The 12,246-nt window shown below is 49.3% G+C and carries 11 protein-coding genes and 1 pseudogene; 10 read left to right on the top strand and 2 right to left on the bottom strand.

Annotated elements, in window-relative coordinates:
- Positions 1-17 precede the first annotated feature (17 nt).
- Positions 18-503, top strand: a complete 486-nt coding sequence (locus M0L20_RS27330) for an Lrp/AsnC family transcriptional regulator (RefSeq protein WP_232563701.1) — start codon at positions 18-20, stop codon at positions 501-503.
- Positions 504-626: 123 nt separating this feature from the next.
- On the opposite strand, the gene M0L20_RS27325 is transcribed toward M0L20_RS27330, so the two are convergent.
- A complete protein-coding gene (locus tag M0L20_RS27325) occupies positions 627-1,523 on the bottom strand; it encodes a helix-turn-helix domain-containing protein (protein WP_248480365.1) in 897 nt (298 codons plus the stop codon).
- Between the two features lie 156 nt (positions 1,524-1,679).
- Here M0L20_RS27325 and M0L20_RS27320 point away from each other — a divergent pair, with 156 nt between their 5' ends.
- The 6 genes from M0L20_RS27320 to M0L20_RS27295 are packed head-to-tail and all read left to right on the top strand — an operon-like array spanning position 1,680 to position 6,149.
- Positions 1,680-2,531, top strand: coding sequence for an aldo/keto reductase (locus M0L20_RS27320; RefSeq protein WP_248480364.1), 852 nt, complete (start codon positions 1,680-1,682; stop codon positions 2,529-2,531).
- A gap of 11 nt (positions 2,532-2,542) precedes the next feature.
- Positions 2,543-3,007 carry a cupin domain-containing protein gene (locus M0L20_RS27315; RefSeq protein WP_248480363.1) on the top strand — a complete coding sequence of 155 codons (465 nt, stop codon included), beginning with the start codon at positions 2,543-2,545 and terminating at the stop codon, positions 3,005-3,007.
- A gap of 34 nt (positions 3,008-3,041) precedes the next feature.
- Positions 3,042-3,491 (top strand): nuclear transport factor 2 family protein, encoded by a 450-nt coding sequence (locus tag M0L20_RS27310; protein WP_248480362.1) that lies wholly within the window; start codon positions 3,042-3,044, stop codon positions 3,489-3,491.
- A gap of 25 nt (positions 3,492-3,516) precedes the next feature.
- Positions 3,517-4,677, top strand: a complete 1,161-nt coding sequence (locus tag M0L20_RS27305) for an aldo/keto reductase (protein WP_248480361.1) — start codon at positions 3,517-3,519, stop codon at positions 4,675-4,677.
- 24 nt (positions 4,678-4,701) lie between these two features.
- Complete coding sequence (locus tag M0L20_RS27300) at positions 4,702-5,505, top strand: SMP-30/gluconolactonase/LRE family protein (protein ID WP_248480360.1); 804 nt, start codon at positions 4,702-4,704, stop codon at positions 5,503-5,505.
- A gap of 56 nt (positions 5,506-5,561) precedes the next feature.
- Complete coding sequence (locus M0L20_RS27295; RefSeq protein WP_248480359.1) at positions 5,562-6,149, top strand: flavodoxin family protein; 588 nt, start codon at positions 5,562-5,564, stop codon at positions 6,147-6,149.
- A 293-nt stretch (positions 6,150-6,442) separates the two neighbouring features.
- Here M0L20_RS27295 and M0L20_RS27290 read toward each other — a convergent pair.
- A pseudogene (locus tag M0L20_RS27290) lies at positions 6,443-8,241 on the bottom strand (sensor histidine kinase).
- Positions 8,242-9,220: 979 nt separating this feature from the next.
- Between M0L20_RS27290 and M0L20_RS27285 the strand changes: the two are divergent.
- The 3 genes from M0L20_RS27285 (at position 9,221) to M0L20_RS27275 (ending at position 12,219) form a co-directional block, all read left to right on the top strand.
- Positions 9,221-10,123, top strand: coding sequence for a sensor histidine kinase (locus tag M0L20_RS27285; protein WP_232563789.1), 903 nt, complete (start codon positions 9,221-9,223; stop codon positions 10,121-10,123).
- A gap of 5 nt (positions 10,124-10,128) precedes the next feature.
- Positions 10,129-11,220 carry a response regulator gene (locus M0L20_RS27280; protein ID WP_232563788.1) on the top strand — a complete coding sequence of 364 codons (1,092 nt, stop codon included), beginning with the start codon at positions 10,129-10,131 and terminating at the stop codon, positions 11,218-11,220.
- Positions 11,221-11,466: 246 nt separating this feature from the next.
- A complete protein-coding gene (locus M0L20_RS27275; protein WP_232563787.1) occupies positions 11,467-12,219 on the top strand; it encodes a lysophospholipid acyltransferase family protein in 753 nt (250 codons plus the stop codon).
- The last annotated feature ends 27 nt before the right edge of the window (positions 12,220-12,246 follow it).

Below are 12,246 nucleotides of genomic sequence, written 5' to 3'. Positions count from 1 at the left end.
CTACCCGGCACCTAGATATGGAAGACCTTGATAAATTTGACCTGGCTATCCTGAGCGAATTACAGGCCGACAATATGAGGCCACAACGGGACATCGCCGAAACCATTGGTTTGTCAGCGGCTGCGGTCCAACGGCGGATCAAGCGACTGCGGGAGGAGAAGATCATCACAGCCGATACCTCTATACTTAATCGGGAGAAAGTAGGGGCGCTGGTGACGCTGCTGGTTGAAGTGAGTTTAAGTAGCGAACGAATCGACCATATCGAGGAGGCCAAGGCGCTCTTTGAGGGAACTCCAGAAGTGCAGCAATGCTACTATGTAACGGGGGATTACGATTTTTTATTAATCATTTTGACCCCTTCTATGGAGGCCTATGGGCGTCTGACGCAAAAGATTTTTTTCAGCCATACGAACGTAAAGTCTTTCAAAACCAGCGTTGCCATGTCACTCGTTAAAGTTGGTCTGCAGGTGCCCATTCCGTATTCTTCCCAGAGCCGCCACTAAACTTTCTTAGAAAAAGGCTCCTACCTGAGACGACAGCTGTTTATTTATCTGCTTCTCAAATGGGGCGTTTCCAGAGACGGTCAAGTTTCACGCTTTCTTTGATATATCGCATACCTATACGCTTTAGTTTAGCAGCCTATATTCATTGGGTGATTGGCCAACTCGTTGTTTAAAGAGCCGGATAAAGTGCTGAGGATACTTAAAGCCTAAATCATAAGCGATTTGACTAACCGATTTCTGTTGATCAAAAATTCGCTCCTTGGCGACATCAATAACTTTTGCTTGGATATATTCCTGAGCCGGTTTGCCGGTTTCTTTTTTGATTAGGTCGCCAAAATAGTTGGCGGATAAATTCAATTCACCCGCGCAGTAGGCTACCGATGGCAAGCCAATCAGTTGGGGTTTATCGGTCATAAAATACTCGTTCAATAACTGCTCAAACCGTTCTAAAATGCCCTTATTGACCGTATTACGGGTAATGAATTGGCGGTCGTAAAACCGCATGCAATAACCCAGGAATAATTCGACGTTGGCCACAATCAAGCGTTTACTATGCTTGTCGATGGCATGTTCCAGCTCGTATTCGATCTTAGAAAAGCAGTCCATCACAATGCTTCGCTCCCGACTGGATAAGTGAAGCGATTCAAAGGATTGATAGCCAAAAAAGGTGTATTCCTGAATCGTTCGTCCTAGCGAAGTCCCGTGGATGAGATCGGGATGAAAGACTAGTGCATAGCCTTTGGGCTGATACGTTTCGCCATTACTATTCATACCAGCTACCTGCCCAGGTGCCATAAACACCAAGGTTCCCTCCTGGTAATCATAAGTATGTCGCCCATAGACCAAATCCCCGCATTTCACATCTTTTAGAAAAATGGTGTAAAACCCAAAATACATGCGGGAGCCTTGCCGGGGATCGGCTTTTGCCAGATCAACTACACTAATCAGCGGGTGAAGCGTCTCATTGTTATTAAAAGCGTTGTACTCGCTTATGGTCTCAAATCGGCGTAGCGTATCCATTGTATTGTCTGTTTCTTAAATCCAAACTTACCGCTTTCCGACCGGCATACCAGAGGCAAAACCCTGAATCAGGAATAATGGTAGTAATCCCCGTAATCTGTATACCAATCAGGCCAATAAATGGGGAGACCTTTGTTCTGTTATTTGTAAATACCTATGCAACAAGTCGTTTTGAACAATGGGGTAGCAATGCCCATCCTGGGATTTGGCGTGTTCCAGGTGCCTGATTTAGCTGAATGTGAACGCAGCGTATTAGATGCGATTGCTACGGGGTATCGGCTTATCGATACAGCGGCTTCCTATGGGAATGAAGAAGCCGTTGGCCAGGCCATCAAAAAAAGTGGCGTAGCTCGCGAAGATTTGTTTATCACCACCAAGCTTTGGATTCAGTCGAATGGTTACGAAGGCACGAAGAAAGCCTTCGATGCATCGTTGAAAAAACTGCAACTCGACTATTTGGATCTGTATTTAATTCATCAGCCAATGGGCGATGTGTACGGCGAGTGGCGTGCTATGCAGGAGCTTTATCAAGAAGGACGAATTCGGGCCATTGGAGTCAGTAATTTTCAGCCTGATCGATTGATCGACTTAATCGTCCATAACGAGATCGTTCCGGCGGTCAACCAAATAGAAACCCATCCGTTTCACCAACAATTGGAAACGCAGAAATTTCTCATCGACAACCAGATACAAATCGAATCATGGGGGCCGTTCGCGGAAGGGAAAAACGGTCTATTTCATAATCAACTACTCGGCACTATAGCCGCAAAGCACAATAAAGCAATTGCCCAAATTGTTTTGCGGTGGCTTACGCAACGTGGCGTGGTGGCCATACCAAAATCCGTTCGGAAAGAGCGCATGGAGGAGAACTTTAATAGCCTCGATTTTGAGCTAAGCCCCGATGACATGGAAGCCATCAAAACCCTGGATACAAACGCCAGTCTGTTTTTTGATCACCGTGATCCGGCGATGGTGAAATGGTTAGGCGAACGAAAAATGACGAACTAAACCACTAAATAATGACCACTAAACCCCAGGTCAAATTCGCTGCAATTTTAGTCTTTACCACCCTAGCATGGGGAGCGGTAGCGCAGCAATCCCCCATTTTTCCAAAAGGTGAGCTATCATCGACACCTAATCACCAGGGCAATGTCTGGCTCAACGAATTAAGTGGGCCAGATAGCACTTTTGCCTACAATATCGCGCAGGCCGTTTTCGTCCCAGGTGCCCGGCTCGACTGGCATATGCACCCCGCTGGGCAGATTCTGCTCTTTACCGAAGGGACAGGGTATTATCAGGAACGAGGTAAACCACGACAAACCGTCCACAAAGGTGAAATCATCAAATGTCAGCCCGGTGTCGAACACTGGCATGGGGCTACCCCAACCAGTGGTGTTACCTACCTAGCGACAACCCCAACCCAGAAAGGAAAAACAATCTGGTTCAAACGAGTGACCGACGATGAATACGCCGGTAAAAAATGATCTCCAGCCAAATCTAAACCCACAACGAATTAGCATGAAAACCTTGGTTATCATTTTTTTTCTGGCCATTGCCAGTATGCAACTGGCCTTCGCCCAATCTGCCAGCAGTCAGGAACAGGAAATCATTACGCTCTCAAAGGATAAATGGGGGTGGATGTCCGAAAAGAATGTGGACAAGCTCACGACCTTATTTGATGACAAATCGATGTTTGTCCATATGGGTGGAAGCTGGGGAAAGAGCCAGGAATTAGAGGTCATCAAGAGCGGGAATATCTGGTACAAAAAAGCGACCGTCTATTCAACGACCTTTCATCAGATTGGCAATACAGCCATCCTGTTAAGTGACCTAGATCTGGTAGCCGTTGTGGGTGGGAACGAGGTCACCAATCCCTTTGTGGTGACGGAAGTTTTCGTAAAAGAAAACGGCAAATGGTCGTTAGGACAACTCTCATTCTCTCGACTGATGAGACCCGTTAAAAATTAGCCCATGTCTTTAAAACCTTATCACTATGCATTCCATAACGAACGGCAAAGAAAATACGGATTCAACCCGTCGCAACCTACTGAAAACAGGACTGGCAATAGCAGGTGGGGCCTTGTTTGCGCACGTTACGAAAGCGGCTACCGCTGCATCGAATCAACCCGCTTCAACTGTTAAACCGGGACATCGTAAATTAGGCACATTAGAGGTTTCCAGTGTGGGCCTGGGTGTGCAGAATATGCATCGTACCTACCAAACAACGATTCCCTACCGGCCCGACATGATCAAAATCATTCGGAAAGCCTATGATAGTGGGGTTACATTATTCGATACGGCGGAAGCCTACGGCCCCTTTGAATGTGAGCGCATTCTGGGGGAAAGCGTCGCCCCGTTCCGAAACAAAATTGTGATCGAAACCAAGTACGGTTGGAACATCGACCAAAAAACAGGTCAGCGTCTGCCTGGTTTGAATAGTCGCCCCGAACACATCAAGGAAGTAGTAGAAGGCATGTTGAAACGCCTTCGTACCGACCGAATTGATTTATTGTATCAGCATCGGGTCGATCCGGCGGTTCCGATTGAAGACGTGGTTGGAGCGATCAAAGATCTTATTGGCCAAGGGAAAATACTGCATTACGGCTTGTCTGAACCCGGCTCACAAACCGTTCGACGCGCCCATGCCATTCATCCAGTAACTGCGATTCAGAATGAATATTCGCTGCTATGGCGAGGGCCGGAAGAAACCATCCTTCCCCTTTGTGAGGAATTGGGGATTGGCTTTGTTTGTTGGAGTCCCTTGGGTGTTGGGTTTCTGACCGGAGCCATCGATGCCAATACGCGGTTTGCTCCTGGTGATATTCGCGGCATTGAAGAACGGTTCTCACCTGAGTATCTACCCAACAATATGGCCCTGGTGAAATTGATACAGAGCTGGGCTGAGCGTAAACAGGCCGCGCCTGCCCAAATTTCGCTGGCTTGGCTTATCGCTCGAAAACCGTGGATTGTGCCCATTCCTGGCACCACCCAAATGGCGCACATGCTGGAAAATGCAGGAGCTGCCGACCTGAAATTTACACCGGATGAGTGGAAGCAGTTCGATCAAGAATTGTCGGCCATAACGATCAAAGGTTTGAGATTGCCACAGGCAGTATTAAATTTCTCGAACGTTGAAGCTCCCAAAAAGCAGTAAAACGAAACCCTAAACCCAAGCACTATGAACAAGTCACTATTCGTGGCCATCCTGCTGTTGTTCTCCTCAGCATCCTTCGCTCAGCATCAGCTTAAGAAATTATGGGAATCCGACTCGACCACCTTGAAAGGCCCAGAGTCTGCGTTTTTCGATCCACTATCAAAATCCCTTTACGTTTCCAGCATGAATGCGGGCAGCGTTGTGCGCATGGGTCTTGATGGGAAAACTATCAAGTCTGATTGGGTAACGGGTCTGAACGCCAATAAAGGATCGGCCTTGTTTAAAGGGTTATTTTATACCGCCGAGTTAGCCACCGTTGCGGTGATCGATGTCGCAAAAGCAGCTGTTATTAAACGCATCCCGATTGAAGGCGCGGTGATGTTGAATGATCTGGCCGTGGATGCCAAGGGCGTGGTCTATGTGAGCGATACGCGCACGGGAAAAGTGTATCGGATCGAGGGAGACAAACCCACTCTTTACCTCGAAAATATCCCCGGTGCGAATGGATTGCTTTGCGTAAATTCTGATCTGTATGTTGCGGGATCGACTACATTCCAAAAAGTAAATGCGGCCAAAGAGATTACCCCAATTGGAAGCGGATATGAAAGCGGACTCGATGGCATTGTGATGGTCGGACCGAATGAATTTATTCTCAGCAACTACAAGGGTATTTTGTACTATGTGATGGCGGATGAAACCAACCAAGTGTTATTGGATAGCCGGGTCAATCGAATCATGGCCAACGATATAAGTTACGACAGTCGAACCAAAACCCTTTATGTGCCCTCCTTTGGTACGAATCGGATCATTGCCTATAGCGTAAACTAAGACATAAATATCGTTCAACCGGCTCGGCTGCGAGTTCAGTAAAGCCTGAATGACCTATGAAAAAGAGCCTGACTTTATCGCTACTACTGGCTTTGTTATTTTCTCCGAGGATCACTCATGCGCAATCGGTATCGTCAAAAAAGATTTTGATTGTCTATCTATCGCGCACGAACAACACAAAAGTCTTAGCCGAAATCATTCATCAACAGGTTGGCGGCACGTTAATCGCTTTGGAAATAGAGAAGCCTTACCCCCAGAACTATCAGGTCACGGTTCAACAGGTCGTCCATGAGAATGAAACGGGTTTCCTACCGCCCTTAAAAACAAAAATTGACCGTATTCAGCAATACGATGTGGTGTTTGTTGGCTTTCCAACTTGGGGCATGCAATTGCCTCCACCAATGAAAAGCTTTCTGCATCAATACGACTTGAAGGGTAAAACCGTCATTCCGTTTAATAGCAACGGTGGCTACGGCACTGGAAGTAGTTTTCAGACAGTCGCCGAGCTTTGCCCTAACAGCACTGTACTAGACGGATTTACCACCAGGGGCGGTTCGGAACGAGATGGGCAATTATTGGTCATTCAGGGAGCCAGAGCCAAAACCGCAATACAAGCTTGGTTACGAAAACTGAAACTCCTTTAAGCAGCGTCTCGACTTTAAATGCCTTTATCTCATAAATCGCTCCATAATGAGACATTGAATCATGTTCATAAAGTCAAGTGACGGATTTTACGGTCCGCCGTTGCGGTACGAAACGGCAAACGCACCCCGCTTTGGTGGCCCGGTTTCATCCGACCGAAAGTGATCGGCGTTTTCTGTTACCTTTCTGCATTAATTTCGCTCGTAAGCTACCGAAAGGCCGTTTCGAGCTGTTGAAGGCTTTGACCCTCCAGCGCCTGGCACATCAGTTGGTATATTTCGTTTATTGGCATGAGTCAGGGAGAAGAGGTCTCCTCAACCGGCAGGTACACGTGGAAGGTGGCCCCTTACCGGGCTGGCTGCTGGCGGTAATAGCCCCACCGTGATTAGCCGCTACCTTCTGGCAGATGGCCAGCCCGATGCCTGTGCCGGCGTACTCCCCCTTGCCATGCAGCCGCTGGAAGACTTGAAAGATGCGATCCACGTACTTATCGTCAAAACCAATGCCATTATCCGCCATCTTGACTTGGTAATAGCTCGCTGCCGTTCGTGTTGGCTGCACCGACGGTGGCAACTCCTTGGCCGGAATACGTCGACAGCTTACCCGGATCAGGGGGCTTACGCCGGGTCGGCGAAACTTCAGGGCGTTGCTCAGCAGGTTGGCAAAGAGCTGACTCAGTTGCGACGCGTCGCCCGGCACGGTCGGCAGTGACTCGACCACCACCTCGGCGCTGGTTTCCCCAATCCGCATGTCTAAGTCTGAGAGAACGCTCTGTACCAGCTCGTTGAGCGAAACCGACGAGGTAGTGTTCTGCTGGGTAGAAATGCGCGAGTAGGCCAGCAGGTCTTTGATGAGTGTGGACATGCGGCCAGCCGCCGACTGCATCCGTTCTAAATAGCCCATGCCCTCGCCCAACGGCTCGGCGTACTGGGTCTTTAGGAGGTCACCGAAGGACTGAATCTTGCGCAGGGGCTCCTGGAGGTCGTGGCTGGCGATGTAGGCGAACTGCTGAAGGTTGTCGTTCGACCGGAGCAAATCAAGCACCGATGCCTGTAGCTGAGCGGTACGGGCCTGTACCTGCTGCTCCAAATCGGCTGAAAGCTGCCGGAAACGGGCTTCGCTTTCTTCCAACTTTCGGCGGGCCGTTACCTGCTCCGTCACATCAACGGCCACCTGAATCAGGCCAATGATCTGCTCGCCTTCTCGCAAGGGACGATAGGCAACGTTGTAATAGTAGTCTTCAGGAATGCCGGTACGGTGGTGGGGTACCAGGAGTTCAGACTGGTCAAACGAAACGCCTTCGCGGTACACCCGCTGCGCCTGCTGCCAGGCAAACTGCCCGCCCAACTCGGGCATGACGCCCAGCAGCGGCTGGCCAATGACCTCCTCGCCCCGGCCTATGAACGCCAGCATGGGCTGGTTGATTTGCTCAATGACGAAATCATTCCCGCCCAGCACCAGCGTGGCCGCCGGCGACTGCTGAACGATGCTGCGCAAGCGGGCTCCGCTTTCTTCCAGCTTTCGGCGGGCCAGCACCTGCTGCGTGACATCAACGGCCACATGCAGCACTGCGTTGATCACTCCTGATTCCACCACCGGGGTATAAGAGATATCGACGTAAGACGGGACTGGCTTGCCCCCACTCCACAGCGTCACCGGTACTTCATTGTCCCGAAACGGCTCACCTGACCGCAGGACCTGCCGGATCAGGCCGAGTAGCGGCTGGTCTTCGCCATGGGGGAGCACCTCAGCCAGCTTTTTGCCCAGCACGTCCCGTCCGTCGGTCTGGCCGATGATCTGGAGCATGGAGGCATTGATACTCTCGATCACTCCGTCGTTGCCCCGCGTAAGGGCGATGGCGAGCGGTACCTGCTCGATCCGGTCGTGAAAGCGATTCTCACTCTCGCCCAACTGCTGAATGGCCAGCCGGCCCGCTTCCCGAAGTTGTACCGTCTCGGTGATGTCGTCAACGGTATGAATGATATAGCCCACCTCGCCCACCGAATCCAGCACGGGCTGATTGAGTGGCTTCCAGACCTTGACTTCAAACTGACCCGTCAGCGGATTGATGATATCGTAGCGCTGATCGGCCATAGGCTGTGGGCGTTTGTGGTGAAGTACTTCGCGAAGGGAAGCGCCCAGGTTAACCGCCCCGATTGCCTGCTGATTCTGGGCACTGTCGGGAAGAGCCTCGAACACCCCCTTTCCTATGATCGTCTCGCGCTGCGTGTAGGTTGCCGCTAAGTAGGCATCCGTAACGCCCACAATGGTAAAGGTGGGTGCATCGGGCAGTAGTATAAGATGGTTGCCCGGCAGGGCATTCAGCACGGCTAAGGGATCAATCAGCAGGGACGGCATTGGCGAAACCAGCAAGTAGGCTTAACCTCAAAAGTACATAAACCAGAGGGTACTTCTTGTAACCTCTCGGGTAAAGGCAATGTTCAGGCGCTGATCTGTGCCTCCGTTATGATATCGTTCATTCGCCGTAGCGCTTTTTGAACAGACCGTGCTTGGCCGGTGTGGGTTCTCGATTAAGCCGCTGGGTTAGTCGAATCAATGATGGGGGGTAACTTAAATTCGTACGTTATGTACCGTATGCTACGGATTGAATTGGACAGATATTAAAAATGTTGACTACCCCCTAAAAAGCGAATTCTCATAAATCGCTCCTAAGTGAGACGATGTGCAATTTGTGTATCATTAATTCGGAGGTTTTCGTGAACGATTTTTACAATGACCCGTCCTGAAAAGTGTTGACCCGAGAGGCTATTTGTGCAAAGCTCATCACGTTGATGAATGGGCAGACACAATAAGGATCAATCCTAAGCCAAATGTGTTAAGTGTATCACACTTGAGGTTAACTGATGCCAACTAGTGGTTACCGATTATGTAGCCTTTTTATTTAACTTGTATATCGTTAAATTTAGATACGTTGATCGCTTTATGCTTACCTGCGTGGATTAAGTAATGTCGGTTTGCCTTAAACATACGTACCCCTTCTCTCCGTTTACCATTCGTGTCACAGTCGATTGGATTCGCTTCGCCTGAAAAGCTTCCTATATTAATAGCAACGATGAACGACCTAAACACAGAACAAATCGGGGGTGATAACGAAGAGAATCGGCACATATCTCAACTCGAACAGACTTATCAGCAACTGCTTCAGCAGGTAGCCGACTGCAGGCAGGAACTGGATCTTGTCCAATCCGCCCTGCAGCAAGCGCAGGATGTGGTTGCGAGGCATCGTCATGTCGAAGCAGAACAAAGCAAGCTGCTCGTTCGGGAGCGCGAGCTGAATGAATTGAAATCAAACTTTATTACACTGGCCTCCCATGAGTTTCGCACCCCGATGATGACCATTTTGTCTTCAGCTTCGCTTATTAGCCGGTATAGCGCTCCTGAGGAGGGCGCTAATCGGGAGCGCCATATACAACGCATTAAAGCCGCAGTAAATAGTTTAACCAGTATGCTCAATGATTTTCTGAGCATCAGTCAGATCGATCAGAATGCCGTAGGGTCTAATGCCCTGCCGATGGAGATTACCGCTCTTTGTCAGGAAGCGATCACCAGTGTGGAGACCATGGCAAAACCCAGGCAGCTGTTTCATTACCTTCCGCAAACAGGGCCTTTATGGCTTAATCTGGATGGTCAGCTTCTCAAAAATATCCTGATTAATCTACTAATCAATGCGAGCAGATATTCTGCTGAGGATACAGATATTCAGTTGGTTAGCGCTACTCAACACAACCACGCTATCTTTACGGTCTCCGATCAGGGTATTGGTATTCCTGATGCGGATAAAGACAAGCTATTTAGTCATTTTTTTCGTGCTCGTAACGCCGTGCCCATTCAGGGTACAGGCCTGGGACTATACTTGGCTAAACGCTATGCGGAATTGATGGGGGGATCAATAACCTTTACGAGCCAGGTAGGCCAGGGAACTACCTTCACGGTTCAACTGCCTTTAACAAACTAGCTAGCATGAAAACCATTTTGGTCATCGAAGACAAACAGGAAGTCCGTGAAAATATTGCCGAGATGTTGCAAATGGCCCGGTACCATGTTGTTCAGGCTATTGATGGCAGGCAAGGCGTTGAGTTTGCCCGATCGGCCAGACCTGATTTGATTTTATGCGATATCCTGATGCCCGGGCTGGATGGTTATGGCGTCTTACATATTCTGACCAAAGATCCAGCTACCGCCCGGATACCTTTTATTTTTCTGACGGCAAAAGTTGACCCTGCCCACGTCCGTAATGGCATGAACCTGGGTGCCGATGACTATCTGACCAAGCCAATCGACGACATTGACCTGCTAGCGGCTGTCGAACTTCGACTGAAAAAAGCTGAGCAAACAGGACAGGGTGTCGATCAGCCAGGGCTATCCGATTTTCTGGACGCGTTTCGGCATGCGGATGGAATACCTTATTCTTCCCTTCGCTACACGAAGAAACAAGTTCTGTTCACAGAGGGGGATGCGCCGATAAATCTTTTTTATATTCGGAGTGGCCAGGTAAAGCATTTTAAAACCGATGCTTCCGGCAATGCCTTCATCACCACTTTATCAGGTGAGGGTGATTTTGTCGGCTTGCCGGGTTTGATACTAAGCAACCCTCATGGCGAATCGGCCGAAGTGCTACTGGATGCGGAAATCTGTACCCTTCCCAAAGCTGAATTTCTGGCATTCGTAGCTAATCACCTCGATATAGGCGCTTACTTCATGCGTCTGCTAGCGATTGAATTGAATCAACGCGACGAACGCTTACTTAAACTGGCTTACCAACCCGTTCGGAAACGGGTTGCGGAGGCTTTGCTGCTAGTTCATCGTACCTTTTATTCCGTGGCCCATGAATCGAAGCGTATGCCCACAAAGCTGCCCCCCAACGAACCGTCGAGTGGTAATCGCTCCTTATCCATGACGTTATCGCGTGAGAACTGGTCTCAATTAGTAGGGGCTTCTTCCGAAACCGTGATCCGGGTATTGAGTGATTTACGGGCCGAAGAGATGCTGGAGCTTTCAGGCAGTCAGATTACATTACTGGATATTGATCGGCTTACCCGGCTGAAACACTGACATACTGATTCCTATCAGCTTATGAGCTGACATCGGTCAGTACGTTAGCTGATGCCCATCATGGCTATCAGGTTTTCAATCATAGGTGAGGGAAGTTGAATGGTCGAACTTTGGAATATGATCAGCTCAACGTCAACGACCACTAAATCCCTTGCTATTACTTGGAATTTGCTTCTCTTCATCGCGAAAGGTTTGTCTTTTGTCTTATTTGTGATCCTGCGTTATGGGCTCCGGTATCGCTACAGGATGATCATTACGAACCTGACCAGGGCTTTTCCTGGCCGATCAACTCTGGAATACCGAGAACTGTTAAATGGCTATTACCGACACATTAGCGATTTATGCGTAGAGCCGTTCTTATTTTTCTGTGCTTCGGACGCGCATCGGGAGCAACTAGCTCGTTTTACGAACCCTGATCTGCTGTCTACTTTACACCAGGCGCACCGCCCTGTTGTTTTACTCGCTTCGCATTACGGCAATTGGGAGTATTTGGTCAAACTTCCTCAACTTACCGACTACCCGGTTTATACCGCCTACAGCCCTATCAAAAACCACTGGCTCAATCGATTATTGATTTACCTACGGTCGCGTTTAGGCATGAGCCTGATTCCCAAGCAAAATTTCTACCGTCAGGCATTAATGGTTCTGCGAGACCCTCATGATCTTCCCTTGCTGTTACTGATTGCCGATCAGCGTCCCGGCCCTGGAAGCACCAAACATCATCTGCCGTTCTTGCATCAGGATACGGCGGTACAGATTGGAGCAGAACGCATGGCAATGCTATCTAATGCGGCTGTTCTGAGTATTGAGGCTAGGCAAACGGCTCGATTTCAATATCAATTCACCTTTCGATTACTGAGTGAACAGGCGGCTAAAACGGTACCCCTGGCTATCACACGACAGTACTATCAGGCTCTTGAGCGGGTTATAACCCATGCGCCTGTGTTCTGGTTATGGTCGCACAACCGTTGGAAAGGCATGGCTGCCGAACCCGCGTAATGCACCTGGCTATAGGTTTACAACGAT

Source organism: Spirosoma liriopis, assembly GCF_023196085.1.
GTDB classification, from domain to species: domain Bacteria; phylum Bacteroidota; class Bacteroidia; order Cytophagales; family Spirosomataceae; genus Spirosoma; species Spirosoma oryzicola.
This window is presented reverse-complemented; position numbering and strand designations above follow the sequence as displayed.

Bases quoted from the DNA above. Each gene is read 5' to 3' on its own strand.
- M0L20_RS27325 (WP_248480365.1), bottom strand. From the start codon at position 1,523: ATGGATACGCTACGCCGATTTGAGACCATAAGCGAGTACAACGCTTTT.
- M0L20_RS27280 (WP_232563788.1), top strand. From the start codon at position 10,129: ATGAAAACCATTTTGGTCATCGAAGACAAACAGGAAGTCCGTGAAAAT.
- M0L20_RS27330 (WP_232563701.1), top strand. From the start codon at position 18: ATGGAAGACCTTGATAAATTTGACCTGGCTATCCTGAGCGAATTACAG.
- M0L20_RS27295 (WP_248480359.1), top strand. From the start codon at position 5,562: ATGAAAAAGAGCCTGACTTTATCGCTACTACTGGCTTTGTTATTTTCT.
- M0L20_RS27275 (WP_232563787.1), top strand. From the start codon at position 11,467: ATGATCATTACGAACCTGACCAGGGCTTTTCCTGGCCGATCAACTCTG.
- M0L20_RS27320 (WP_248480364.1), top strand. From the start codon at position 1,680: ATGCAACAAGTCGTTTTGAACAATGGGGTAGCAATGCCCATCCTGGGA.
- M0L20_RS27300 (WP_248480360.1), top strand. From the start codon at position 4,702: ATGAACAAGTCACTATTCGTGGCCATCCTGCTGTTGTTCTCCTCAGCA.
- M0L20_RS27305 (WP_248480361.1), top strand. From the start codon at position 3,517: ATGCATTCCATAACGAACGGCAAAGAAAATACGGATTCAACCCGTCGC.
- M0L20_RS27315 (WP_248480363.1), top strand. From the start codon at position 2,543: ATGACCACTAAACCCCAGGTCAAATTCGCTGCAATTTTAGTCTTTACC.
- M0L20_RS27310 (WP_248480362.1), top strand. From the start codon at position 3,042: ATGAAAACCTTGGTTATCATTTTTTTTCTGGCCATTGCCAGTATGCAA.
- M0L20_RS27285 (WP_232563789.1), top strand. From the start codon at position 9,221: ATGAACGACCTAAACACAGAACAAATCGGGGGTGATAACGAAGAGAAT.